This window comes from Nevskiales bacterium (assembly GCA_035574475.1).
Classification (GTDB): domain Bacteria; phylum Pseudomonadota; class Gammaproteobacteria; order Nevskiales; family DATLYR01; genus DATLYR01.
Map to the genome: position 1 here is coordinate 13,686 of DATLYR010000101.1, position 23,152 is coordinate 36,837.

26 protein-coding genes, 1 tRNA gene and 1 pseudogene are annotated in these 23,152 nt (G+C 66.7%); 11 read left to right on the top strand and 17 right to left on the bottom strand.

Annotation, left to right across the window (positions count from 1 at the left end):
* Nucleotides 1-17 precede the first annotated feature (17 nt).
* The 7 genes from VNJ47_05895 to VNJ47_05925 all read left to right on the top strand — a co-directional run bounded on the left by VNJ47_05895 (nucleotide 18) and on the right by VNJ47_05925 (nucleotide 8,319).
* Nucleotides 18-1,016: a TRAP transporter substrate-binding protein gene (locus tag VNJ47_05895; GenBank protein ID HXG28365.1), complete on the top strand. Its 999-nt coding sequence runs from the start codon at nucleotides 18-20 to the stop codon at nucleotides 1,014-1,016.
* A 115-nt stretch (nucleotides 1,017-1,131) separates the two neighbouring features.
* The gene (locus tag VNJ47_05900; GenBank protein ID HXG28366.1) at nucleotides 1,132-1,797 is read left to right on the top strand and encodes a TRAP transporter small permease; all 666 of its coding nucleotides are present in this window, start codon (nucleotides 1,132-1,134) and stop codon (nucleotides 1,795-1,797) included.
* A 28-nt stretch (nucleotides 1,798-1,825) separates the two neighbouring features.
* Nucleotides 1,826-3,166: a TRAP transporter large permease gene (locus VNJ47_05905; GenBank protein ID HXG28367.1), complete on the top strand. Its 1,341-nt coding sequence runs from the start codon at nucleotides 1,826-1,828 to the stop codon at nucleotides 3,164-3,166.
* Between the two features lie 104 nt (nucleotides 3,167-3,270).
* A complete protein-coding gene (locus tag VNJ47_05910) occupies nucleotides 3,271-4,155 on the top strand; it encodes a cache domain-containing protein (GenBank protein HXG28368.1) in 885 nt (294 codons plus the stop codon).
* Nucleotides 4,156-4,277: 122 nt separating this feature from the next.
* The gene (locus VNJ47_05915; GenBank protein ID HXG28369.1) at nucleotides 4,278-6,680 is read left to right on the top strand and encodes an ATP-binding protein; all 2,403 of its coding nucleotides are present in this window, start codon (nucleotides 4,278-4,280) and stop codon (nucleotides 6,678-6,680) included.
* The gene (locus VNJ47_05920; protein HXG28370.1) at nucleotides 6,677-7,444 is read left to right on the top strand and encodes a hypothetical protein; all 768 of its coding nucleotides are present in this window, start codon (nucleotides 6,677-6,679) and stop codon (nucleotides 7,442-7,444) included. Before VNJ47_05915 ends, VNJ47_05920 begins: the two co-directional genes overlap by 4 nt.
* 29 nt (nucleotides 7,445-7,473) lie before the next feature.
* Nucleotides 7,474-8,319 carry a CheR family methyltransferase gene (locus VNJ47_05925; GenBank protein ID HXG28371.1) on the top strand — a complete coding sequence of 282 codons (846 nt, stop codon included), beginning with the start codon at nucleotides 7,474-7,476 and terminating at the stop codon, nucleotides 8,317-8,319.
* On the opposite strand, the gene VNJ47_05930 is transcribed toward VNJ47_05925, so the two are convergent.
* From VNJ47_05930 to VNJ47_05940, 3 genes and pseudogenes are all read right to left on the bottom strand, one after another.
* A complete protein-coding gene (locus VNJ47_05930) occupies nucleotides 8,314-8,895 on the bottom strand; it encodes a carboxymuconolactone decarboxylase family protein (GenBank protein HXG28372.1) in 582 nt (193 codons plus the stop codon). The two genes, VNJ47_05925 and VNJ47_05930, sit on opposite strands and share 6 nt — an antisense overlap.
* Nucleotides 8,896-8,951: 56 nt before the next feature.
* Nucleotides 8,952-9,401 carry a nuclear transport factor 2 family protein gene (locus VNJ47_05935; GenBank protein HXG28373.1) on the bottom strand — a complete coding sequence of 150 codons (450 nt, stop codon included), beginning with the start codon at nucleotides 9,399-9,401 and terminating at the stop codon, nucleotides 8,952-8,954.
* A gap of 111 nt (nucleotides 9,402-9,512) precedes the next feature.
* Nucleotides 9,513-9,809: pseudogene (locus tag VNJ47_05940) on the bottom strand (YciI family protein).
* Between the two features lie 345 nt (nucleotides 9,810-10,154).
* Here VNJ47_05940 and VNJ47_05945 point away from each other — a divergent pair.
* Nucleotides 10,155-10,520 (top strand): VOC family protein, encoded by a 366-nt coding sequence (locus VNJ47_05945; protein HXG28374.1) that lies wholly within the window; start codon nucleotides 10,155-10,157, stop codon nucleotides 10,518-10,520.
* Nucleotides 10,521-10,828: 308 nt separating this feature from the next.
* On the opposite strand, the gene VNJ47_05950 is transcribed toward VNJ47_05945, so the two are convergent.
* The 12 genes from VNJ47_05950 to VNJ47_06005 all read right to left on the bottom strand — a co-directional run bounded on the left by VNJ47_05950 (nucleotide 10,829) and on the right by VNJ47_06005 (nucleotide 19,313).
* Nucleotides 10,829-10,904: transfer RNA gene (locus tag VNJ47_05950), tRNA-Lys, on the bottom strand.
* Between the two features lie 53 nt (nucleotides 10,905-10,957).
* Nucleotides 10,958-11,743: a tol-pal system protein YbgF gene (gene ybgF / locus VNJ47_05955; protein HXG28375.1), complete on the bottom strand. Its 786-nt coding sequence runs from the start codon at nucleotides 11,741-11,743 to the stop codon at nucleotides 10,958-10,960.
* A gap of 14 nt (nucleotides 11,744-11,757) precedes the next feature.
* A complete protein-coding gene (pal, locus tag VNJ47_05960) occupies nucleotides 11,758-12,282 on the bottom strand; it encodes a peptidoglycan-associated lipoprotein Pal (GenBank protein ID HXG28376.1) in 525 nt (174 codons plus the stop codon).
* Between the two features lie 38 nt (nucleotides 12,283-12,320).
* Nucleotides 12,321-13,577, bottom strand: a complete 1,257-nt coding sequence (tolB, locus tag VNJ47_05965; GenBank protein ID HXG28377.1) for a Tol-Pal system beta propeller repeat protein TolB — start codon at nucleotides 13,575-13,577, stop codon at nucleotides 12,321-12,323.
* On the bottom strand, nucleotides 13,577-14,713 hold the full coding sequence (gene tolA / locus VNJ47_05970) for a cell envelope integrity protein TolA (protein ID HXG28378.1): 1,137 nt from the start codon (nucleotides 14,711-14,713) through the stop codon (nucleotides 13,577-13,579). The genes tolB and tolA overlap by 1 nt, the downstream gene beginning before the upstream one ends.
* A gap of 6 nt (nucleotides 14,714-14,719) precedes the next feature.
* Nucleotides 14,720-15,145 (bottom strand): ExbD/TolR family protein, encoded by a 426-nt coding sequence (locus tag VNJ47_05975; protein HXG28379.1) that lies wholly within the window; start codon nucleotides 15,143-15,145, stop codon nucleotides 14,720-14,722.
* 15 nt (nucleotides 15,146-15,160) lie between these two features.
* Entirely contained in the window at nucleotides 15,161-15,868 is a 708-nt protein-coding gene (tolQ, locus tag VNJ47_05980; GenBank protein HXG28380.1) for a protein TolQ, read from the bottom strand.
* A gap of 1 nt (nucleotide 15,869) precedes the next feature.
* Entirely contained in the window at nucleotides 15,870-16,283 is a 414-nt protein-coding gene (gene ybgC, locus VNJ47_05985) for a tol-pal system-associated acyl-CoA thioesterase (GenBank protein HXG28381.1), read from the bottom strand.
* Nucleotides 16,284-16,399: 116 nt separating this feature from the next.
* Nucleotides 16,400-17,431: a Holliday junction branch migration DNA helicase RuvB gene (ruvB, locus tag VNJ47_05990; protein ID HXG28382.1), complete on the bottom strand. Its 1,032-nt coding sequence runs from the start codon at nucleotides 17,429-17,431 to the stop codon at nucleotides 16,400-16,402.
* A 19-nt stretch (nucleotides 17,432-17,450) separates the two neighbouring features.
* Nucleotides 17,451-18,065, bottom strand: coding sequence for a Holliday junction branch migration protein RuvA (gene ruvA / locus VNJ47_05995; protein ID HXG28383.1), 615 nt, complete (start codon nucleotides 18,063-18,065; stop codon nucleotides 17,451-17,453).
* Nucleotides 18,062-18,565, bottom strand: a complete 504-nt coding sequence (gene ruvC / locus VNJ47_06000; protein ID HXG28384.1) for a crossover junction endodeoxyribonuclease RuvC — start codon at nucleotides 18,563-18,565, stop codon at nucleotides 18,062-18,064. Before ruvC ends, ruvA begins: the two co-directional genes overlap by 4 nt.
* Before the next feature lies 1 nt (nucleotide 18,566).
* Entirely contained in the window at nucleotides 18,567-19,313 is a 747-nt protein-coding gene (locus VNJ47_06005) for a YebC/PmpR family DNA-binding transcriptional regulator (protein ID HXG28385.1), read from the bottom strand.
* A gap of 172 nt (nucleotides 19,314-19,485) precedes the next feature.
* Between VNJ47_06005 and VNJ47_06010 the strand changes: the two genes are divergently transcribed.
* Complete coding sequence (locus VNJ47_06010) at nucleotides 19,486-20,151, top strand: NUDIX domain-containing protein (protein ID HXG28386.1); 666 nt, start codon at nucleotides 19,486-19,488, stop codon at nucleotides 20,149-20,151.
* 31 nt (nucleotides 20,152-20,182) lie between these two features.
* Entirely contained in the window at nucleotides 20,183-21,256 is a 1,074-nt protein-coding gene (nadA, locus tag VNJ47_06015) for a quinolinate synthase NadA (GenBank protein ID HXG28387.1), read from the top strand.
* Between the two features lie 25 nt (nucleotides 21,257-21,281).
* Here nadA and VNJ47_06020 read toward each other — a convergent pair whose 3' ends face one another.
* On the bottom strand, nucleotides 21,282-21,620 hold the full coding sequence (locus VNJ47_06020; protein HXG28388.1) for a tRNA-binding protein: 339 nt from the start codon (nucleotides 21,618-21,620) through the stop codon (nucleotides 21,282-21,284).
* A gap of 321 nt (nucleotides 21,621-21,941) precedes the next feature.
* Between VNJ47_06020 and VNJ47_06025 the strand changes: the two genes are divergently transcribed.
* On the top strand, nucleotides 21,942-22,850 hold the full coding sequence (locus VNJ47_06025; protein ID HXG28389.1) for a hypothetical protein: 909 nt from the start codon (nucleotides 21,942-21,944) through the stop codon (nucleotides 22,848-22,850).
* Between the two features lie 5 nt (nucleotides 22,851-22,855).
* On the opposite strand, the gene nudB is transcribed toward VNJ47_06025, so the two are convergent.
* The coding region (gene nudB, locus VNJ47_06030) for a dihydroneopterin triphosphate diphosphatase (protein HXG28390.1) at nucleotides 22,856-23,152 on the bottom strand (297 nt) is incomplete at its 5' end.

Consider the following 23,152-nt stretch of genomic DNA (forward strand, 5'->3'; position numbering starts at 1 on the left):
CACTCGAGGAGACAGAGATGAAACTCAGAAAAACCGCACTAGTCCCGCTACTTGCCGCCGCCGGTCTGCTGCTGAGCACTCCTGCTGCATTGGCGGCTACTTTCAAGATGGCGCTCGGCGATGCCGCCGGCGGCACGCAGTGGGAATTGGGCACGACCTTCGCCAAGCTCTTCAGCGAGAAGACCGGCGGCAAGCACACGGTTGATCTGTTCCCCAACGGCCAGCTCGGCGACGAACAGGACACGGTCAACAACGCCGCCATGGGCCTGCTCGACTTCTCCGTCCTCGCCATCAACAACATCACGCCCTTCTCGCCCACCGTCGGCGTGCTCACGCTCCCTTACGTGATCCAGAGCCCGGAAGACGCGAAGAAACTCACCCAGGGCGAGATCGGCAAGGAACTCACGGAAAACACCATTCGCGATGCCGGCGTGCGCATTGTCGGCTGGGCGTATTCCGGCTTCAGGGTGCTGACCAACTCCAAGCGTCCGGTGCGCACCCTCGACGACCTCAAGGGACTGGTGATCCGTGTCCCCAAGAACGACATCATGATCGCCACCTATCAAGCCTGGGGCATCAACCCCACCCCAATGGCGTGGTCGGAAACCTTCACTGCCTTGCAACAGCGCGTGGTCGACGGGCAGGACAACCCCTACATCACAGTATCGGCGATGAAGTTCAATGAAGTGCAGAAGTACATCACCAACATCCGCTACATCTTCTCGCTCGAACCGTTGATCATGAGCGAACAGGTGTTCAAGGAGCAGAAACCGGAGGTGCAGAAAGCCATCCTGGAAGCCGGTCGCGAGGCTACCGAACATAGCTTCAAGTACCTGCTCGAGACCGAGGACAAGATCCGCAAGGAACTCGTCGCCAAAGGCATGGAGATCAGCGATCCGGCCGATGGCGAGAAGGAGTGGATCGCCAAGGCCACGACCGCGGTATGGCCAAAGTTCTACGACAGCATCGGCGGCAAGGAAAAGCTGGACGCAGCGCTGAAGGCCCTGGGCCGCTGATTCCGGCGCTACTCCGCCGCGCACGGGGGCGGCAGCGCGGGCAGATGCTCGCGCTGCCGCCCCCGATGGCACGACGGGGCACGCTGATCATTCACATCTGTCAATCCTCAGTGCTATGAATCCGTCCGACCGCTGCCTGAATTCGTTCTTCGATGCAACGTCTACTACAGGGTCTGCAGCGGGGCACGCCTCCCGGGGGCATCGTGTGCCGCAGTCAGGAGGAACGTTCGCCATGTCCGCAAAACGCGCCCTCATCACGCTTTTGTCGAATGCCGAAGAGTATCTGTGCGAGATACTCCTGGCCGCATTCGTCGTTCTGCTCTTTGCGCAAATTCTGCTACGCCAATTCTTCCTGTACTCCATTCCCTGGGGTGAGGAAATGGCGACTTATATGTTCGTCTGGTTCGCCTATCTGGGCGCTGTGGTCGCCGCCAAGATGTCGGCGCACAACCGCGTGGCCTTTCACTTCCGCTTCTTCCCGCCGGTCGTCAAGAAGGTGAGTGAAGCGATCGCCGACCTGCTGTGGGTGGGGTTCAACCTCTATTTCGTCTGGTTGAGCTACGACTTCGTCTTCAACCGCATGAACCCGTTCTGGAAGTCGCAGACCACCGGAATTCCAATGAAATACTTCTACATAATCCTGCCGATCGCCTTCCTGCTGATGTCGATCCGCATCCTGTGGAACATCTATCTGACGCTGTTCAAGGGCGTCGAGATCCTCGATCCGGAAGCCGAGGAAATCGAAAACATCAAGCGCGCCGCCGCAGCGGCGAGCGACTAGGTCCCGCTCGGGCAGAGGAGACAAGGCAATGGAACAGTATCTGGTGACCATCCTGTTCGGCGGATTCTTCATCCTGTTGCTGATCGGCGCGCCAATCACCGTATCGCTGGCCGGCTCGGCGATGGCCGCCTTCATCGTGCTCGAGAAGAATCCGATCGCCTTCGTGCAGATCGCCTTCACCTCGGTCGGCAGCTTTCCGCTGATGGCCCTGCCCGCCTTCGTGCTGGCCGGTGCGCTGATGGAGGCGGCCGGCATCTCGAAGCGCCTGGTCGATATCGCCGAAACCATGGCCGGCCCGATCACCGGCGGGCTTGGCGCCGCCACCGTGCTCGCCTGCCTGTTCTTCGGCGCGATCTCGGGCTCGGGCCCAGCCACCACCGCGGCGGTCGGCATGCTGATGATTCCGGCCATGACCAAGCGCAACTACGAGCGCAGCTACGCCTCGGCGGTTACCGCCTCGGCGGGCGGGCTGGGCATCATCATTCCGCCTTCGATCCCGATGGTGATCTTCGGCATCTCGGCTCTCGGCATGGCTCCACCGGCCGAGGCGATCGCGAAATTCGGCCAATTCGACTCGCTGTCGATCCCCAAGCTGTTCATCGCCGGCGTGGTGCCGGGTCTGGTGATGGCAATCAGCCTGCTCGTGATGAACTACCTGATCTCGAAGAAGTGCGGCTACCGCGGCCTGACCGAGCGCTGGTCATTCGACGATATCCGCGGTGCGCTGCGCCGCGGCTTCTGGTCGTTGCTCGCGCCGTTCATCATCCTCGGTGGCATCTACACCGGGCTCTTCACCCCCACCGAATCGGCGATCGTGGCCATCTTCTACACCCTGTTTATCGGATTCTTCGTGCACCGGGAGCTGAAGTTTGCCACCCTGCTCAACTCGTTGCGGACGACTACCTGGATTACTGGCCGCGTGCTGCTGATTCTGTTCGCGGCGACGGTATTCGGCCGCCTGCTGGTCGAGCAGCGCATTCCGGCGACGATCGCCGACTCCCTGCTGAACCTGACCGATAACATCTACCTGATCTGGACGATCATGATCGTATTCCTGCTTTTCGTGGGCATGTTCATGGAGACGCTCGCGGCGATCATGATCCTGGTGCCGGTACTGCTGCCGGTCATGTACATGCTCGGCGCCGACCCTACCCATGTCGGTATCGTCGTCATCTGCGCGCTGTCGATAGGGTTCATGACCCCGCCGCTCGGGGAAAACCTGTTCGTCGCCTCCGGGATCGGAGGGGAAACCGTCGAAGCCATCGTCGCCCGCATTCACCCCTTCGTCCTTGCCGAGATGGTGGCAGTGTTCATGATCGCCTTCTTCCCGACGCTCAGCCTCTGGCTGCCCAAACTGTTGGGCTACTAATCTTGGGTATATCTCGACCGTCATCCGCCGTTCGTCCTCACCAGGGCGAACGGCTGGATGCGGCGAGAGCGGTTCGAGATTGACCGACTATCCGGAGCCTTGTCATGCGAATCGCATCGAGCTTCGCCGCTGTACTCGGCATCGGCCTCGCCTTCGGTGTTGGCGTGTTATATGGCGAGATCACCATTGCCCAATCGGAGCCTGCAGCTGACCCCCCTCAAAGCCGGGATGAGCAGCGTGCGCTCTTCTTGCTCGAACGCGCAGTCGAACACATCAGGAAAAACGGGGCTTCTGCGGTCGTGGATTTCAGCCGTCAGGCCGAGTTCGTGGATCGCGACCTGTATGTATACGCGCTGACCAAAAACGGCGACTTTCTTGCCAGCGGTGGCGGTTCGGCGGCCCTGATCGGGATGAATGTGCTCGCCGAGACCGACATGGCCGGAAAACCCTTCTTCCGCGAGATAGTGGAACTGGCAAAAACGCAGGGCGCAGGTCGTATCGAATATCAGTGGTTCAATCCCGCCGATAGCCGCGGCGAGCCCAAAGTCACCCTGTTTCGTGCGGTCGGGGACATCATCGTCGCTGTCGGCTTTTACCCGCCACGGGCCACGCCGACTCAGGCGAAGGCTCTGCTGAGAGCCGCCATAGAGGCTTTGCAAAAAGATGAACAGGCGGCGCTTTCGGCTTTCCAGAAGTTCGGCGGTCCGTTCATCCGTGACGACCTCTATGTGTTCGTCGTAAGCCTGGAGGACGGGCAGATCTTGGCACACGGCGCAAGCCCGGCTTTGGTGGGAACGGATGGAAACGATATCCGCGACCCAGACGGCCGCCCCATCGTGAGCGAGATGATCCAGATCGCACGGGACAAAGGCGATGGTGAATTGACATATTCATGGCTCAACCCCACCACAAAGAGACTGGAGCGTAAGCATACCTACTTTCGGGTAGTCGCAAACAAATTGCTCGGGGTTGGTTATTACACTCGCTGAATGCCGCGCGCGGGCGGATTCGTGTGGAATGGGTGCGTACAGGCCCGGCTCGAAACGGGGCCTGGCGCCGGGTCTATGCTTACAAGGGTGTATGGGAGCGCAAACTCATAGGAACCCGTCCGATGTCGCACCACGAGCCCTTACCCATCGCCGCCCTGCGCAAACGCTGCGACCCTGCCGACCTGCCGTTTCGTACCACTGCGGAACTGCCCGATCTCGACCAGGCGCTGGGTCAGGAGCGGGGTCTGGAGGCGCTCCAGTTCGGCATGAGCATGGCCCGGCGCGGCTACAACCTGTATGTCCTGGGGCCGCCCGGGATCGGCAAGCACGCCCTGGTGCAACATGTGCTGCGGCAGCGGGCCGCCAGGGAGCCCGCCCCTGCGGACTGGTGCTATGTGAACAATTTCACCGATCCCCAGCACCCGCAGGCGCTGGCGCTGCCAGCCGGCCGCGGCGAGGGGCTGCGCCAGGATATGGCCAGGCTCATCGAAGAGCTGGCCGATGCCATCCCGGCGGCCTTCGAGAGCGATGACTACCGGGCCCAGCTACAGGCGATCAAGGCCGATTACGAGAGACAGAGCGAGGACAAGGTCAGGAGCCTGCAGGAGCATGCCGCCGAGCAGAACATCGCCCTGCTGCGCACACCCACCGGCTTCGCCTTCGCCCCCCTGAAGGACGGCGAGGTCATCGGTCCGGATGAGTTCGGCAAGCTATCCGAGCGGGAACAGCGGCGCATCGAGACCACCATGGAGGAGTTGCAGGATGAGTTGCGGGCCCTTATCCAGCACCAACTCCGGCTGCGCCGGGAGATGCGGGAGCGGGTCCGGGCGTTGAACAGGGAAGTCGCCCTGCTCGCAGTCGGCCAGCAGCTCGCCGAACTCAAGCAGGCTTATCAGGACTGCCCGGCCGTGCTGGATTATCTGGATGCGGTGCAGGCGGATGTGATGCAGAACCTGGATGCCTTCCGCCACGGCGAGGAGGGAGCCGCGGCGCCGGAAAGCCTGCCTCCCGAGGTAGCACGCCGCTACGCGGTCAACGTCCTGGTGAGCAATGATCCGGCTGCGGGAGCGCCGGTGGTGCAAGAGGATCACCCTCTGTACCAGAACTTGCTCGGGCGGGTCGAACACCAGGCACAGATGGGCATGCTGGTGACCGATTTCACCCTGATCCGGCCGGGAGCCCTGCACAAGGCCAACGGCGGCTATCTGATCCTGGATGTGACCAAGCTCCTGATGCAGCCCTACGCTTGGGAGGGCCTCAAGCGGACCCTGTTTTCCGGCGATATCCGTATCACCTCGCTAGGCGAACTGTTCAGTCTGGTGAGCACGGTCTCCCTGGAGCCCGAGCCCATCCCGCTGCGGGTCAAGGTGGTGCTTCTGGGCAGCCGCCAGCTCTATTACGTGCTCTGCCAATACGATCCGGAGTTCAGAGCGCTGTTCAAGGTGGCGGCGGACCTGGAGGACGATGTGGCGCGCAGCCCGGAGAATCATCTGCGCTACGCCCGCCTCATCGCCATGATCGCGCGCCGCGAGGCGCTGCGCCCGTTATCCAGCGAGGCCGTAGCCGGCATCATCGAGCAGGCCGCACGCCTGGCTGAGGATGGCGCGCGCCTGTCCATCCATCTGCAGGACCTCGGGGAGCTGCTCCAGGAAGCGAACTTCCTGGCCGGGGAGGCGGATGCGGCGGTGATCGAGGCTGACCATGTCCGCAGCGCGATCCAGGCCCGTGAACGCCGCCACGGCCGCATTCGCGAGCGCCTGCTGGAGCAGATCCGGCGGCAAACCGTGCTGATCGACACCGACGGCGCGCAGGTGGGGCAGATCAACGGCCTGTCGGTGCTGGATCTGGGCGACTTCCGCTTCGCCCGGCCGTCGCGCATCACCGCCACCGCCCGGCTGGGCACTGGAGACGTGGTGGACATCGAGCGGGAAGTGGAGCTGGGCGGGCCCATACACTCCAAGGGCGTGATGATCCTGGCGAGCTTCCTGGGCGGGCGCTATGCCCCCGATCGGCCCTTGTCGCTGCGCGCCAGCATCGTCTTCGAGCAGTCCTACGGTCCGGTCGAGGGTGACAGCGCCTCGGCGGCCGAGCTGTGCGCCCTGCTCTCGGCCCTGGGCGAGCTGCCGCTCAAGCAGTCGCTCGCCATCACCGGCTCCGTGAATCAGCATGGGCAGATCCAGGCCATCGGCGGCGTTAACGAGAAGATCGAAGGCTTCTTCGATGCCTGCCACCTGCGCGGACTGACCGGCCGGCAGGGAGTGATCATCCCGGGCGCCAACGTGCAGCACCTGATGCTGCGCCAGGACGTGCTGGATGCAGTAGCCCAGGGGCTGTTTGCAGTCTATGCAGTCAGCCACATCGATGAGGCGATGGAGCTCCTGACCGGCCTTGCGGCCGGTGCACGCGAGGCGACCGGTCAGTTCCCGGATGGCAGCATCAACCAGCGCGTGGAAGCGCGCCTCCTCGAGCTGGCCGAGCTGCGTCAGGCCTTGGCCGCCCGCACCGAAAGAGGGGAAGAGACATGAGCTCGGGCGAACTCGACATACGCCGCATTCTCATGGCCCTGGACGCCTCCAGCCGCGGCCGCCTGGCCCTGGACCTGGTCCTGGAACTGGTCAAGGGCGCACAGGTGGAACTGCAGGGTCTGTTCGTCGAGGACATCAACCTACTGCGCCTGGCAGCCTTGCCCTTCGCCCGCGAGATCAGCCGCACCTCGACCGCCGCGCGCCCGCTCGAGCCGCAACGCCTGGAGCAGCTCCTGCGCTACCAGGCGGAGAACGTGGAAAAACTGCTGGCAGAGTGTGCCGGGCGTGCCGGGCTGCCGTGGTCGTTTCGGGTAGTGCGCGGCCGGTTTCCGCGCGAGCTGGAGGCCCTCGCTGGTGGCTTCGACCTGTGCATCGTCGGCTGTGACAGCTCCCTGGCGATGCAGCACCTGTGGCCCCGACTACCTGCCGCGGGACGACCCGTGGTGGTGTCGCTGACCGATACGCCGGCCGCCTTGCGCGCCCTCCGGGTGGCCCACCGCCTGGCCCGCTGTCAGAGCCGCCGCCTGCTGGTGCTGTCCGAGCCCGGCTGGTCGCTCACGCCACAGGCGGCGCCGCTGCACGAAGCACTGGCGACGGCAGAACAGCATGCCTTGCCTGCCGGCGACATCGCGGCCTTCCTCCGCTCCTCGAGCGGACGCAGACCGGTCGCTCTGGTGCTGGCTGCCGATCACCCCTTGCTGCGGGACGGCGGCATGGAGGCCTTGTTGCGCGCCTTCGACTGCCCCCTGCTGCTGGTGCGCTGACAGCCTGTCAGCCCGCACTCGATGGCCCCATGCACGATGCCGACTGCGTCGCCTTTCTGCAGTGGGCGCTGCCGCGGATGCGGCTACACTGGCCCGGCTTCCGCAAGGTACGCAGGCAGGTGTGCAAGCGCATCGACCGCCGGCTGCAGACGCTCGGGCTCGCCGATGCCGCGGCCTACCGCAGCTATCTCGCAGCGCATGCCGCCGAGTGGGATACGCTGCGCGGCCTCTGCACGGTGCCGATCTCGCGCTTCTATCGCGACCGGGAGGTTTTCGCGTGCCTCGGCCACACGGTGCTGCCGGCACTCGCCGCCGCCGCGGTGCAGCGTGCGCAGCATACGCTCGACTGTTGGAGCGCGGGCTGTGCGGGTGGCGAAGAGCCGTACACGCTCTCGATCCTGTGGACGCTCGCGCTCGCCGGGCGCTACCCCGGCCTCGCCTTGCGCGTGCTCGCCACCGATGCCGATCCGCTCGCGCTCGGGCGTGCCGCCGCCGGCGCCTACGGCTCGAGCAGCCTGAAAGAGCTGCCCGCGCCATGGCGGGCGCTGGCATTCGAAGAGTGCGCGGGCGAGTACCGGGTGCGTGAGCGGTTCCGCGCAGCGGTCGAGTTCGCGCGGCAAGACCTAGGTGAAACGATTCCTGAGCGGCGCTTCGATCTGGTCCTCTGCCGCAACCTCGTGCTCACCTATTTCGCGCCCGATCTGCAGCGCGAGCTCATGCCGCGCATCATTGCGACGCTGCGTCCCGGCGGGGCGCTCGTGCTGGGGATACACGAGTCGCTGCCGGAAGGCAGTGCGGAGCTCGTTCCCTGGCCAGGCGCGCGGGCGATCTTTCGCAAGGGCGCGCTCCCACATGATGGTCCTGCGGCTCTATGAGTCTTGGGTTTTGTCTGGAGGCCGCGGCTGCGGTGCCACGGTGCAGAAACCCTGGGGCTCCACCCCCAAGGCGGCATTGAATTTGCTGGACAGATTCTGAAAGGCGATCAGGCCGGTGAGCTCGATGATCGCATCGTCGCCGAAGTGCCGGCGCAGCGCCTGGAAATGCTCCGGGGTCGGCTGGCGGTCGCTGTAGGTGATGGCTTCCGCATAGCGCAGGGCGGCCTTTTCCCGTTCGCTGAACAGGGGACTGTCCTCAAATTCGGCCAGGGCCTCCAGCTTTTGCTGCGCCAAACCGCGCTCGAGCACCAGCGCGGAGTTGATGTCGACGCAGAAGGCGCACCCGTTGATCTGCGAGACACGCACGGTCACCAACGCCCGCAGGGCGGGCTCAAGGGGGGATGAGCGCCGATCGAAGGCGCCATAGAGGAGTGCCAGGGCGGCAAACACCTTGGGGCTTCGGCCCCACAGCCGCGCCGGTTCCAGCACTGCGCCGTAGCGCCGCTTCTGATTCCAGAAGAACAGGCGCACGTACCAGGGTAAACGATGCTCCTTGGGCGTCTCGATGACCGGCATGATGCACCTTGTCGGCGTTCCAGGTCCACTCTTTATCTGCAATGCGGCCAGCTACGCTAGCGCTCCTGCCTCTTGTGCCTTACCCAGAGCCCTTCTTCCTGCTCGAGCTCTGGCAACAGCACGTCCTGGAGCGCCCGGGCGCGGCGGACCGTCGAACAGCACCGACCAAAGTTCGTGCACGATCCGCCACTGACTGTCCGTCTTGCGGTAACCGACGGTCGCGGCAGCCATGAAGCCTTTTCTTCGCCGTTTTCATCGGTGCTAGCGCAGCGGTTGAGGCAATGGCAGAAGGCCGCCTCAGGGCCTGCGACGATGTTCAGGTCGTGGATCTCGAAGATCATCGGGCCTGGACACAGGGCAAGACACGCCTCCCAGTGCTTTCGGTACGCCTCCGCGCCCTGGAATCGCAGCCGTTGTAGGGCATCAAATGCGACGATATCCGGGGCGTAGTGGGAGACGATCCCATCGATGTCCCGGGCACGGACCGCGCTCAGCCAGTGCTCCACCAGTTCGCGGATCTCAGCCTCGGCCGTTATTTGGGCGGAAATAGCGCAGCAGCGCCGCGAGCGCCTGAGGACGCGCGGCGCGCAGCAGGACGTCGATCCAGCCGAGCTCGGTCACTTCACGCCGCTCCCCGGGTGGTACCAGAGGATCGGGCGAATCTCGAGCGCACCCGTCTCATGCAGAAAGCGGCGTGCGACCTCGATGGCCTCGTCGAGGCTTGCGCAGTCGAGCACATAGAAGCCGAGGAGCTGCTCCTTGGTCTCGGCGAACGGGCCGTCGATGACCAGGGGCTCGCGGCCGGCCCTGAGGGTAGTCGCGGTGGTCGTTGGCATCAGGCGGACGACCGGACCGAGCATGCCATGCGCGGCGAGTTCCTGCGCTACCACCGCGTGTCTGGCCATGACCGCTGCATCCTGCTCCTGAGCTCAGGCGCCGACCACAGCTTGCGAGTCGTAGCAGAGGATGGCATAGAGCATGTGGGATCCTCCTGCGTCATCACCCCCAAGGACGAACGAGTATACCTGGCCCCGACAACGCTGGATGCCGCACAGGCAGAGCCGCTCTCATCGCCATGTCGGTGAGGTTCTCCATATCGCCCCTGATTGGTCGATCTTCGTGAACACCGTGATCGTGGCCGGCCGGATGATCGAGGCCTCCGTGAGGCGTAACATGCCCATCGCGGCCTGGAGGCGCCCCGCTTCGGCTTGGAGCGGGGCGCCAGCCGAGGTTTGGCTGCGCAAGAGGAGGACCACTCCATGCCCATCGTCTTGAATCACACCATCGTGCCGGCCCGCGACAAGGAGGCCTCGGCGCGTTTCTTCGCACAGATCTTCGGTCTGCCGTACGAAGGCACCAAAGGGCACTTCGCGCCGGTGCGGGTCAACGAGACCCTGACCCTCGATTTCGACGACGCCGACTCGTTCGAAAGCCACCACTATGCCTTTTACGTGAGCGACGCGGAGTTCGACGCGATCCTGCAACGGGTCCAACAGGCGGGTATCCCCTACGGGAGCGATCCCTGGCATCTGGATAACCGCAAACTCAATGCCTGGCGAGGCGGAAGGGGTTTCTACTTTCGTGACCCGAACGGTCATCTTCTCGAGCTGATGACCCGGGCCTGACCCGCTTCAGCGCACGCCGAGCGCCGCGATCGCTCCGTTCAACAGCCACGATAGCGCGATGGCGGCGAAGCCGAGCACGGCTGCCGCGTAGCCAATCGCGCCGGCAGCCGGCATGACAGCTGACGTGGTCGGTACGCGGCCTTCTCTTCGGGTGCTGCATGGGCACACTCCCCCTGGCGATGCGGTGGCGCACGGCGTCACTTCCCGCTTGGAGAATAAGCTGGCTTTGCAATTGTTGTCAGTTGTAGCCTCAGTGTAACCCCGGCCAAAAGAAAAGGGCCTGCATTTCTGCAAGCCCTTGATTCTGCTGGTGGGCCGTGTAGGACTCGAACCTACGACCAATTGGTTAAAAGCCAACTGCTCTACCAACTGAGCTAACGGCCCTTGGGGGAGCACGGAATGATACCCCAAAACCAGAAAAGCGCAAGGCGCCGCCGCTACTGCAACTGCCGCAGACGCTCCTCGGCCTGCTTGGCGGCACGGCTGTCGGGATAGTTCTGCCTCAGCTTCTGCAGCACCTCGCGGGCCAGTTTCTTGTCCCCCAACCGCTCGTAGCTGTAGCCCAGCTTGAGCATGGCGTCCGGCAGCTTGTCGCTCTTGGGATATTTGGCGCCGAGCTTGAGGAAGGTCTGCCGGGCGTTGGCGTAGTCCTGGTTGACGTAATAGGCCTCGCCCAGCCAGTAGTAGGCGTTGGCCGTCAGCTCACCGCTCGGGTAGGCACGGATGAAGTCCTCGAAGGCGATGGCCGCCTGCTGGTACTGGCCGTCGCGCAGCTTGCCGAAGGCGGCATCGTAGGCCTCCTGCTCGGCGGCGCGTGGTGCCGGCACCGTCACCCCTGGCTGCGGCGGCAGGGTCAGCGGAGCACTCTCGCCGAGCGTGGCTTCCTGACCGGTTGCCGGAGGGGGCAGCGGCGCGCTCGGCGTTGCCGCCCCCCCAGCGGCGGCGGCGACGCCCTGACCACTACTGCTCTGGAGCTGTTGCCACTGCTGTTCCAGCATCTCCAGGCGCTGTGCCTGTTCCTCGCCGCGATAGCGGGTCACCTCCAGATCGCCGCGCAACTGTCGCACCTCCTGCTCCAGGCGGTCCAGGCGGTTGAGCAGCTCGAACAGCAGCGGGTTGGCTGCGGTCGGCGGTGGCGCCTGCTGCGCCAGGGCCGGCCCACCGCAGAGCAGGCCGAGGGCGAACAGAGCGGCGCACAGGCGCGGCGGACGCAGGGCAGTCATGGCCTATCCCAACCTCAGTAGACGATCTCCACGCGGCGGTTCTGGGCGTAGGCGCTCTCGTCGCCGCCTGCCACCGCCGGCCGCTCCTCGCCGTAGCTGACCACGCGCAGCTGCTGCGGCTGCACGCCGTAAGCCGCCATCATCTGCCGCACCGCGTTGGCACGGCGCTCGCCCAGGGCGACGTTGTACTCGCGCGAGCCGCGCTCATCGGTGTGCCCCTCCAGTACCGCCGCGGCAGCCGGATCGCCACTCAGGTAGCGGGCGTTGTTCTCCACCACCGGCCGCTGGTCGGGACGCACCTCGAAGCTGTCGAAGTCGAAGTACACGATGCGGTCGGCTGCGCTGCTGCCGGGGCCGCCCAGGGCCTGGCCGCCGACGCCGGCGCCGCCGCCGTAGGGATAGGTACCGGCGCCGCCGGCACCACCGGCTCCGGCAGCGCCAGCCGCATCGGCACCACCGCTCACCTGACCGGTGGAGGAGCAGGCCGCCAGCAGCGCCAGGGAAGAGGTCAGGCCAAGAACCTTGATCAGAGCTTTCATATTGCGTTCCTTCTGTGAATCGGTTGAGAAGAACAGGTTTAGCGCAAGGAAGGGGACCAGGCCGGCTCGCGCACCTCGCTGCCCGGCGCCGCCAGGCTCTGCTGCACCCGGCCGTCGACCGAGATCGCCGCCAGCCCGCCGCGGCCGTTGGCGTAGATGATCATACGGCCATTGGGGGCGAAGCTGGGCGACTCGTCCAGACCGCCCGAGGTCAGCACCCGGGTCTGGCGGGTGCGCAGATCCATCACGGCGATGCGAAAACCGCCGGAGCGGTGCACGAAGGCCAGATACTGACCGTCGGGCGACAGCGCCGGGCTGGCGTTGTAGTCACCCTCATAGGTGACGCGCTCGGCGCCGCCACCGCCGGCCGACATGCGGTAGATCTGCGGACCGCCACCGCGATCGGAGAGGAAGTAGATGGAGCGCCCGTCGGCGGACCAGGCCGGCTCGGTGTCGATGGCCGGATTGTCGGTCAGTCGGGTCACCCCGCCGCCGCCGGCGGAGGCTACGTAGATCTCGGGGTTGCCGTCCTTGGACAGCGTGAAGGCCAGGCGGCTGCCATCCGGCGACCAGGAGGGGGCACCGTTGATGCCAGGGGTGGAGGAGATTACCTGGCGGGCGCCGCTGAAGACGTCTTGCACCACGATCTGGGCGCGCTTGCCCTCGAAGGAGACATAGGCCAGACGGTTGCCGTCCGGTGACCAGGCCGGCGACATCAGCGGCTCGGTGGAGCGCAGCACCACGTGCGGATTGAAGCCGTCGGCATCGGCCACCACCAGGCTGTAGGTACCGCCGGCGACGGTGATATAGGCGATGCGGGTATCGAAGGCGCCGGGTTCGCCGGTGAGCTTCTCGTAGATCAGATCGGCGATCTTGTGGGCCACGCGGCGCAGTTCCTGGGGCGCGACGTTGAAGGTAAAGCCCAACTGCTGCTGCCCCTGGAAGGCGTCGGCCAGCTGGAACTGCACACTGTAGCCGGCGCCGCTGGGGGTGACCCGGCCGACGGTGACGTAGTCCACCGGCAGGGCGCGGAAGGTGGCGGTGTTGAGTTCGGCCAGCTCGCTCGGGCGGTCGCCGTAGGACTGCGGCGAGGGTACGCGGAAACGGCCGCTGCGCTGCAGGTCGGCAGCGACGATGCCGGCGATGTCCTGCGGTGCGGTGCCGGCGAAGGGTACGATGGCGATGGGCAGCGCGCCCTCGGCACCCTTGGTGATCTGGATGTTGAGCTGGGCGTTGGCGGCTCCCAGCCAGGTCAGGGAGCCAAACAGAACCAGACGCTGCAATAGCTTGTACATTATGCCTCCGGCTTGAATGTCACATTGAGTCCTTGCTCGGCGAGGCTCGCGCGCGCATTGGGATCGGGCGGCATGGGCAGAGGCGAGGCGCGCTTCACCGCGTTGACCGCCGAGGTGTCGAACACAGGATTGCCGCTGCTGCGCGTCACGCTGACACCCAACACCTCGCCGTTGGCCGCAATGCGGATGCGCAGATCACAGGACAGGTTCTGGAAGGCCTCACCGGGCGGTACCAGCCAGCTGTCGTAGATCTTGCGCTGGATCAGGGGCCCATAACGGTCCAGGGCGGCTTGTGCCTCGGCCTTGGCGCGGGCCGCGGCCTCCTGGGCCAGCTTCTCCGCCAGCTCCTTCCTGGCCGCTTCGGCTTCGGCCTTCTTGCGCGCCTCTTCCTCGGCCTTGGCTTCCGCCTCGGCCTTCTTCCTGGCCTCGGCCTCGGCCTTGCGCTTGGCCTCGGCCTCCGCCTTGGCCTTGGCTTCCGCCTCGGCCTTCTTCTTGGCCTCCTCGGCAGCAGCTTTCTGCCTGGCTTCTTCCTCCGCCTTGCGCTTGGCCTCGGCCTCGGCCTTCTTCTTCTCCTCCTCGGCGCGGCGCCGGGCTTCCTCGGCGGCCTTCTGCTTGGCTTCGGCGGCCTTACGTTCCTCCTCCTGACGCTTCTGCTCAGCAGCCTTGCGCTTGGCTTCGGCGGCCTCGGCTTCGCGCCTGGCCTCCTCGGCCTTGGCCTGCTCCGCCTGGCGCTGGCGCTCGGCCTCCTGCTGCTGCTTCTCCAGCTCGGCCAGGCGCTGCTGTTCGGCCTTGCGCTGCCGTTCGGCCTCGGCCTGCTTGCGTTCCAGCTCGGCCAGACGCTGCTCCTCGCGCTTGCGCTTGTCCTCGGCCTCGCGGGCGCGCCGCTGGCGCTCTTCCTCGTCCTGCCTCTTGCGCTGCTCGGCAGCTTCGAGCTTGGCCAGCTCCTGATCGAGTCGCGTCTGGTCCACCACCTGGGCCTGGACGATCTCCTGGGACGGGCCCGGCGGGGTGCTGGCGCCGGTCAGGCTCTTGAAGTTCAACAGCAGCACCACGACGATGGCCACATGCAGCAGCACCGCCAGCACCGTGGCCAGGGAGTTCTGGTACAGCTTGCGGCCGTTGCTCGGCTTGGCCATGCCCGGTCAGCCCTCCGGCAGCTCGATGGCCAGCCCCACCTTGGGCGCGCCGGCCTGCTTGAGCAGGGCCATGGCATGGGCCACCTTGCCGTATTCGACGCCCTTGTCGCCGCGCACCAGCACCGGAGTCTGGGGATTGCGGGTCAGTTGCGCCTGAGCGCGGGCGACGATATCGGGCTCGCCCTGAGGCTTGTCGGGCTCGTCAGCGATGTTGAGGAAATAGCCCTCGCTCCTCACCGTGAGGATGATGAGATCGGCGTCGGCCTGGGGCTGCACATCGCCCACCTCCTCCTGGGGCAGTTCCACTTCCACGCCCTGATTGATCATAGAGGCGGTGACCATGAAGATGATGAGCAGGACGAACATCACGTCGATATAGGGGACGATGTTCATCTCCGCCTTGAGCCTGCTGCGCGAGGAGCGCCGTGCCATGTCCCTGCCCTCCGCTCAGTGCTGCGGCTGCGGCACCGCCTGCATGCGGCCGGCGTTGCGCAGGCTGTAGAACTGGCGCTGCAGGATATTGGAGAACTCGTCCATGAAGGTCTCGTAACGGTTGAGCAGCCGCTCCACATCGGTGACGTAGCGGTTGTAGGCCATGACCGCCGGGATGGCGGCGAACAGGCCAATGGCGGTGGCGATCAGCGCCTCGGCGATGCCCGGCGCCACCTGGGCCAGGGTCACCTGCTTCACCCCGCCCAAGGCGCGGAACGAGTTCATCACGCCCCACACCGTACCGAACAGACCGAAGTAAGGGCTGACCGAGCCGGTGGTGGCGAGCATCTGCAGGTGCATCTCCAGCTCTTCGACCTCGCGGTTCAGCGCCGCCCGCATGGCGCGCTGGGCGCTGCCCACCACCATTTCCGGGTCGGCCATGGGCTGGTTGCGCAGGCGCAGGAACTCCTGAAAGCCGGCCAGGAAGATGGCCTCCATGCCGCTCGCTTCCTGCTCGCGGCGGCCGATGCGGTTGTACAGCGAGGCCAGGTCGATACCCGACCAGAAATCGTCCTCGAAGCTGTCCGCCGCCGCGCGCGCCTGGTTCAGGCTCATGCGCTTCTTGAAGATGACCGTCCAGGAAGCGACCGACATCAGCAGCAACAGCAGCATGATGGCCTGCACCACCGGACTGGCGCCCAGGATCAGATGGGCGAACGACATTTCATTGGCCACTGACGATCTCCGTCAACACAAGCTCGGGAATGGATCTGGGCCGCAGGGTCGCGGCATCGACGCAGGCTACCCTGACCCGTCCGCTGCAGAGCAGCTCGCCAGGGCCGCCAGGCCGCCACACCGCCTGAACAAAGCCCAGGCTGGCGGGGCGCACCTCCGCCACCCGGCTCCTGACCTCCAGCCAGTCGTCGAGCCGGGCCGGGCGCCGGTAATCCAGTTCCACGGAACGCACCATGAACAGCACGCCCAGCTCACGGGCCAGGACGTCCTGCTGCAAACCTCGGGCGCGCAGCCACTCGGTGCGCGCCCGCTCCAGGAATTTTAAATAATTGGCGTAATACACCACGCCACCGCTGTCGGTATCTTCGTAGTACACCCGCAGCGGCCAGACGAACTCTTTCACGGCAACCTGATCACGCGCCGGCTGAACGCGGCATGAACACCTGCCCTTGGGCCGGGGCAGCGAGGCCATAGTTTATCCGAACCGATGGGCTACGTCCCTGCCCGGAACCGACCGCATCAGGCATCGGCGAACAAATCGCCACTGGCCGCGCCGCCGCCCAGGCCGAAGTGGCGATAGGCCTCGCCGGTGGCCACGCGGCCGCGCGGCGTGCGCATGATGAAGCCCTGCTGGATCAGGAACGGCTCCAGCACATCCTCGATGGTGCCGCGCTCCTCACCGAGCGCTGCTGCCAGGGTATCCAGCCCCACCGGGCCGCCGTCGAACTTGTCGATGAGCAACCGCAGCAGCCGCCGGTCCATCTCATCGAAGCCGCAGTCGTCGACCTTGAGCATGGCAAGCGCCTGGCGCGCCACCTCGCGGGTGATGACGCCGTCGGCTCTGACCTGGGCATAGTCGCGCACGCGTCGCAGCAGGCGGTTGGCGATTCTGGGCGTGCCGCGCGAGCGGCGGCCGATTTCGCGCGCACCCTCGGCCTCGATTTCCACCCCCAGCAAGCGGGCCGAGCGGCCGACGATCTGGGTCAGCTCCTCGGTGGTGTAGAACTCCAGGCGGTGGACGATGCCGAAGCGGTCCCTGAGCGGCGAGGTCAGCAGACCGGCCCGGGTGGTCGCCCCGACCAGGGTGAAGGGCGGCAGATCGAGCTTGATGGAGCGTGCCGCCGGCCCCTCGCCGATCATGATGTCGAGCTGGTAGTCCTCCATGGCCGGGTACAGCACCTCCTCCACCATCGGGCTGAGGCGGTGGATCTCGTCGACGAACAGCACGTCGCGCGGCTCCAGGTTGGTGAGCAGCGCAGCCAGGTCGCCTGGCCGCTCCAGCACCGGTCCCGAGGTTTGGCGCAGGCTCACCCCCATCTCGGCGGCGATGATGTGGGCCAGGGTGGTCTTGCCCAGCCCCGGCGGGCCGAACAGCAGCACGTGGTCCAGGGCCTCGCTGCGGGCGCGGGCGGCGCCGATGAAGATCTCGAGCTGCTCGCGCAGCGCCTGCTGCCCGGTGTAGTCGGCCAGGCGCTTGGGGCGGATGGCGCGGTCGAGGGCGGCATCCTCGGTGGTCTGGCGCGGCGAGATCAGGCGGTCGGATTCGATCATCGGCGGTCACCGTGCTCGGTCATTTGCTGCGCACCACGGCCTGCAGCGCGCGGCGGATGATCTCCTCGCTGGGCAGGCCGTCGCTGTCTACGGCGCGCACCATGCGGCTGGCGTCGGGCGGCTTGTAGCCCAGCGCCACCAAAGCGGCGACGGCATCCTCGGTGGCGCTGGCCGGCGCTGCAACCGCCGCCGGGCGCTCGCCGGATGGCACGAACTCCGGCCCCAGCTCCAGCGCGCCGATGCGGTCACGCATCTCCACAATCAGGCGCTCGGCGGTCTTCTTGCCGATGCCGGGCAGCCGGGTGAGCGCGCCGCTATCGCCCTCTTGCACGCAGCGGGTGAAGGCATCGACATTCATCCCCGACAGGATCAGCAGGGCCAGCTTGGCGCCGATACCGGAAACGCGGATCAGGCTGCGGAACAGGGCACGCTCGGCCAGGCTGCTGAAGCCGTACAGGGAATGGGCGTCCTCGCGCACGGCGAGGTGGGTGTGCAGGGTGACCTCGGCGCCCACCTCGGGCAGGCCGTAGAAGGTCGACAGCGGCGCTTCCACCTCGTAGGCCACGCCGCCCACATCGATGAGCAGATAGGGCGGCTGTTTGGCGGCAAGCCTGCCGCGCAGCCGGCCGATCATCGCCGCCCCCCGGCGCCGAGGCGGCTCTGGGTGCGCAGGGTGTGGCCGTGGCACAGGGCGACGGCCAGGGCGTCGGCGGCATCGGCCTGGGGCCGGCCGGGGAGTTTCAGCAATGCGCTCACCATGTGCTGGACCTGTTCCTTGCTGGCGCGGCCGCTACCCACCACGGCCTGCTTGACCACGCTCGGCATGTATTCGGCCACCGCCAACCCGGCCAGGGCCGCGGCGCAGATGGCCACGCCGCGCGCCTGACCGAGTTTGAGGGCGGAGTCGGCGTTGCGATAGAGGAAGACCTGCTCCACCGCCAGGGCGGCGGGGCGGTAGGTGGCCACCAGCATGTCCACGCCCTCGAAGATGGCTTTGAGGCGCTCGCCCAGAGGCCGCCCTTCGGGGGCGCGGATGCAGCCGCTGTCGACGTAGCGGCACTCGCCGCCGAGCAGATCGACGATGCCGTAGCCGGTCACACGCGAGCCCGGGTCGATGCCGAGGATGCGGGTCAACTCAGAGCTTCTCCAGGATGTCCTGGGGAATGTCAGCGTTGGAATAGACGTTCTGGGTATCGTCCAGGTCCTCCAGCATATCCAGCAGCTTGACCATTTTCTGTGCATCCTCCAGGCCCAGCTTGACGGTGTTGCTGGCGCGCATGGTCACTTCGGCCGCTTCGGGGGCGAGCCCCGCGGCCTCCATTGCCGCCTTCACCGCCTGGAAGGCGTCGGGACCGGTGAGCACGTCGATGGAACCGTCGTCGTTGCTGACCACGTCGTCGGCACCGGCCTCCAGCGCCACCTCCATGATGCGATCCTCGTCGCTGCCGGCCGGGTAGCTGATCACCCCGGTCTCGCTGAACTGGAAGGCCACCGAGCCGCTGGTGCCGAGGTTGCCGCCGCATTTGCTGAAGGCATGGCGCACCTCGCCTACGGTGCGATTGCGGTTGTCGGTCATGCAGTCGACCATCACCGCCACGCCGCCGGGACCGTAGCCCTCGTAGCGCACCTCCTCGTAGTTGACGTCCTCCAGTTCACCGGCGCCGCGCTTGATGGCGCGCTCGATGGTGTCCTTGGACATGTTGGCGGCGAGCGCCTTGTCCATGGCCAGCCGCAGGCGCGGGTTGGCGGCCGGATCCGAGCCCCCGCCCATGCGGGCGGCGACGGTGATCTCGCGGATCAGACGGGTAAAGATCTTGGCGCGCTTGGCGTCCTGGGCGTTCTTGCGGTGCTGGATGTTGGCCCATTTGCTGTGTCCGGCCATGCAGTCCTCGTCAAGCTGATACTCAAAGAACGCTCTAGATTACCACCGCCCCGGCGGGACGCCCAAGCTCGCGGCCGATCACGCAAATGCCCCAGCGCGGATTTTTCCATTGACATAGTGTCATGTTTACACCAATATTCGGTGTCAACTTTACACTAAGTCGTTCGAGGCCATGCCCACCCCCGCCACCTCCCTCACCGTCACCACCGACGTCGTGCTGTTCAGCATCCACGCCGATCGGCTGGAGGTGCTGCTGGTGCGGCTGCCCGATGCCGCGGCGCCGGCGCCGCGCTGGCGGCTGCCCGGCGGCGCGGTGGCGGCGGACGAGGATCTGGAGCACTCGGCGCTGCGCCATCTGGAGCGTCAGACTGGGGTGCGCGGGGTCTATCTGGAGCAGCTCTACACCTTCGGCTGCCCGACGCGCGATCCGCGGCAGCGCAGTATCGCCGTGGCCTATTACGCCCTGACGCCGTTGGCCACCACTACTCTGGCGGCGGTGGAGCGGGACGCGGCGCTGGCCTGGCATCCGGCGCAGGCCCTGCCTGCCCTGTGGCTGGACCACGCCGCCATCGTCGCCCTGGCCTGCGAGCGGCTGCGTGCCAAGCTGGCCTATTCGACCATCGCCCTGCAGTTTCTGCCGGAGCGCTTCACCCTCAGCGCCCTGCAGTCGGTATACGAGACCATCCTCGGCGAGCCGCTGGACAAGCGCAACTTCCGCAAGCGCATGCTGGCCCTGGATTGCCTGGAGGACACCGGCGCGGTGCTGCGCGAGGGTAACCATCGCCCGGCCCGGCTGTACCGCGCCCGCCAGCCCGGCACCGTCGAGATCATCAAATGAAGCGGCCGCGCCCGGCCGCCGGAGAAACGCCATGAGCGCAACCATCGACACCGTCTCCCACCGCCTCTCCGCCGCCCAGGTACCGCCCACCGTCGTCGAGTACCTGGAGCCCGACGAGAAGGCGGAGCTGACCGCTCGCATCAAGCGCCTGCTGAAGGAGCAGGACGCCACCCTGGTGGCCCACTACTACACCGCCCCGGAACTGCAGGAGCTGGCCGATGCCACCGGCGGCTACGTCTCCGATTCGCTGGACATGGCCCGCTTCGGCACCGAGTGCAAGTCCTCCACCCTGGTGGTGGCCGGCGTGCGCTTCATGGGCGAGACCGCCAAGATCCTCAACCCGGAGAAGCGCGTGCTGATGCCGGATCTGGAGGCCGACTGCTCGCTCGACCTGGGCTGTCCGGCCGACGAGTTCGGCGCCTTCTGCGACGCGCATCCCGACCACACCGTGGTGGTCTACGCCAACACCTCGGCGGCGGTGAAGGCGCGCGCCGACTGGATGGCGACCAGCGGCATCGCCCTCGATCTGGTGCGTTACCTGCACGCCCGCGGCGAGAAGATCATCTGGGCCCCGGACCGCCACCTGGGCGCCTGGGTGCAGCGCGAGACCGGCGCCGACATACTGCTGTGGGACGGCGCCTGCGTGGTGCACGAGGCATTTAAGGCCGACGGCATCAAGCGGCTGCTGGAGGAGCATCCCGACGCCAAGGTGCTGGTCCACCCCGAATCGCCGGCCGAGGTGGTAGCCCTGGCCGACGTGGTCGGCTCGACCACCGGCCTGATCAAGGCGGTCAAGGAGCTGTCGGCGCACACGTTCATCGTCGCCACCGACAACGGCATCTTCCACAAGATGCGCGAGGCGGCGCCGGACAAGCTCCTGATCGAGGCCCCCACCATGGGCAAGGGCGCCACCTGTGTCTCCTGCGCCCACTGCCCGTGGATGGCCATGAACGGTCTGCGCAAGCTGGCCCGGGTCCTGGAGAGCGGGGCCAACGAGATCCACGTTGATCCGGTCATCGCCGCACGCGCGGTGCGCCCGATCCAGCGCCTGCTCGATTTCGCCAAGCGCCGCCAGCAAATCGTTTACGGCAACAACGACGCCTGAAAGCTTGGCGGATCCCCGACCGGGATCAGCAGAGCTTGGCGCCGTTGGGCACCGGCCGCTCCGGGGTGGCGATGACCACCGCCCCTTCCGCATCGTGGAAGCCGGTGAGCAGGAACTCGGAGCGGAACGGCCCGACCTGCTTCACCGGGAAGTTGACCACGCCCACCACCTGCCGGCCAAGCAGGTCCTCGGGCCGGTAGTGGCGGGTGATCTGGGCGCTGGTCTTCTTCACCCCGAGCTCCGGCCCGAAATCCACCCACACCTTGTAGGCGGGCTTACGCGCCTCGGGAAACGCCTGTACCTCCACCACCGTACCCACCCTGAGCTCCACCCGTTCAAACTCGTCCCAACTGATCTCTCGCATCGCTCGCCTCCACCGCTTGGTCTGGACCGTGAAGGGCATAGCTTAGCGGCAGCGGCGGCGCTGGTCTTGCCCCCGACCGTGCCGTTCTTGTCTGCGGCTGCGAGCGGGCCCGGTCCGCGCCATGCCAACCCCTATCCGCCGCCACTCTTGACGGCTGCGCCGGCTCTGCCCTAACTTGCCGCTTGCGCCCGCCGCCACGGGCGCATCGCCGAGTTAAGCGACAACTTGCAGGGCGATCCACAAATGCTGCTAAAGCGTCGGCTGCCTGCCCTGCTCCCCGGACAGCCCACGCCGTGGAGCCGGGAGCCGGAAACGAGAACCATGCCCAGGATCGTACTCCATTCCGCCGCGGCCGTCGCGGCGGATCACCCGGCGGGCCAGTGCACCCGCCTTGCCGAGACACTCCACAGCCTGCTGCCGCCCTCGAGCTCCCAGGCGCGCCTGCGCTGTACCCTGTCACCCGCCGCCGCAGGCCCCGCCCTGCGTATCGAGCACCGGCTGCCGGGCATATCCGAAGGCGTGCTGCACGAGTGCCTGCGCCAGGCCCTGATCGAGGTATTGGGGGCGCCGGCCGCGGCGCGCGCGCTGCTGCAGCTGTCGCCGCTCGACGCGGCACGTGCCTGGCCGGTGTACGGCCACGGCGCGGCCAGCGCCGATACTGCGGACGGGCGGCCGCTGCCCCAGGTCCTGGCGCAGCGCTTGATCCAGCGCAGCCAGGCGGTGGCGGCACGCCACGGCCTCGCCGGGCTGTGCGTCCAGGTCTGCATGCGCTACCGGGACGGGGTGGCACAGCGGGTGGAAGCGGTGGCGCTGCGCAGCCCGGGCGCCCGCCGCCTGCGCGACCGGGGGCTGCTGGCGGCGCTGCTGGCCGAGGTCATCGACCCGGTGCTGGTCGCCCCTTGGCAGCCGCGCGAGATCCACCTGCTGCACCCGGTCCCGGCCGCCGTGGCCGTCTGCGATCCGCTGCGCTTACGGCTGGAGCGGCTGGCGGCCGCGCTGGCGCGCGGCGTGGTGGCCGCAGGGCTGGCCCGTCATTGCGCCGTGACGCTGGCAGGCGCTGCCGACGGCCGGCTCCAGGTGAGCGCGCTACGCCTGGAGGATGCGGCGGGGAGCAGCGCCGAAGCGGTGCTGCAGCTCCTGCGCCGGCGCTGCCCCGACAGCCTGGCGCGGCTTGCGCTCACTCCCGCGGCCGATCCGGCAACCCCAGTCCCGCTGCCAGCGCTGGGCTGATCGTCTCAGACCGTCGGCACCCAGCGCAGGATGGCGGCGCGGTTGGTCCACGACCACACCCGCGCCGCCGCCGCCTGGCGCGGCAGCCAGCAGTAGTCGTCGTGCTCGGCGGGATTGAGGCGCACCGGCACTCGCTCGGCCAGCTCCAGGCGGAACACCCGCTCGTGGTTCTCCGTCACGCCCGGGGCGTAGCGGTGCCGCCACTCCGGCAGGATGGGATAGTGGTGTGCCTCGCCGCAGTCGATGACGGCATCAGTCTCGATGCCGGTCTCCTCGTGCAGTTCGCGGCGGGCGGCGGCGCG